We start from the raw sequence: 1,162 nt of genomic DNA, 5'->3' as shown, positions 1-1,162 counted from the left end.
ATATCCATTCATTACTTGAAATTGTCGTCCTTCAAATTCTTTATAAATAACATGGTTAAAATATTCCTTTGGCATATAAGATTTTTGCCATCCTCCGCAATCGTCATAATCAGATAATACAAGACCAATATAATCGCATTGTTTTATCGGATATGTTATTTGAAATTGCTCTAGATTTTTTTGCATTTTGGAAAATATTAAATGGCTCAATTTATTAAGTATTGCTTTCCATAAGGTATTTTCTTTTTCTTTTAACCATCTTTTCTTGCAAGAATAGAAACGACGATGAGTTCTTCTATATTTTTTCATAAAAGAGCAGATGATCTTTGGATCATTTGGCACCCCATCATAGATGAATATATCTATAAACATTGCACTTTTTTTTCCAGCAATTTCGGTTATTTGAGTACGACAATCAAAGATTTTTGCCATTTCTCCAGTCTTTTGAGCAAGTATATCTTCCGCCGTTTCTATATTGTAGTATTCGTGAGTTTCTTGAAACCAAACATCAACGAACCTTTGATATTCATCACGGTGCATATAAACATCAATATCATCATCCCAAGGGATAAAGCCTTTGTGGCGTATAGCACCGATTAATGTTCCACCACCAAGAGAATAGTGAATTTGGTGTCGCTCACATAATGCGTGGAAATAATCTAAGATATTGAGACAAACGAGTTGTTGTTCTCTGAGCGTTAATTTTTTCATTATTTTTCCTTGTTTGGTGTCAATTTTTGTAAAATGTGGTGATAGTCATCAAGGTTATCCATTTCAAATATATCATCACTGTTAAGTTGTTCCGTATAGATATTCAATTTCTCTATATATTCCATCGGAATGGTATCCCAATAAAGTTTTGGATTTTTTAACCGCACTTCACTTGTGTATTCTTTGAGCAAAGTTAGAATGATATCGCAATCCCGAGTTGTCCAATAAGATACCCCTGACAAGCTAGGCTGGTTTAATGATCCAATCTCAATACGCATTACTTGCCCATTGCTATTTAAAATCGGTAGCCATTCATTATGAGTGTCCGAACGAATAACTGTGAAATATTTGCTGTGTGATGGTTTCGTTAGAAAAATATTACGATTAAGCACTACATCCGCATCAATAACATAACAATCATTAAAGAAGTCTTGTGCCAGAGAAAAGGAAT

At 33.3% G+C, this 1,162-nt stretch carries 1 protein-coding gene and 1 pseudogene; both read right to left on the bottom strand.

Annotated elements, in window-relative coordinates:
* A partial coding sequence (locus HMPREF2813_RS08305) for a LicD family protein (RefSeq protein WP_070647059.1) occupies nt 1-711 on the bottom strand: 711 nt, incomplete at its 3' end.
* Nucleotides 711-1,162 (bottom strand): annotated as a pseudogene (locus tag HMPREF2813_RS10050) (CTP--phosphocholine cytidylyltransferase); the annotation flags it as partial. The pseudogene HMPREF2813_RS10050 and the gene HMPREF2813_RS08305, both read right to left, overlap by 1 nt.

It is taken from the genome of Haemophilus sp. HMSC066A11 (assembly GCF_001811665.1).
GTDB classification, from domain to species: Bacteria; Pseudomonadota; Gammaproteobacteria; order Enterobacterales; family Pasteurellaceae; genus Haemophilus; species Haemophilus influenzae.
The sequence above is the reverse complement of the archived record's forward strand: the minus strand, read 5'-3'. Positions and strand labels throughout refer to the sequence as shown.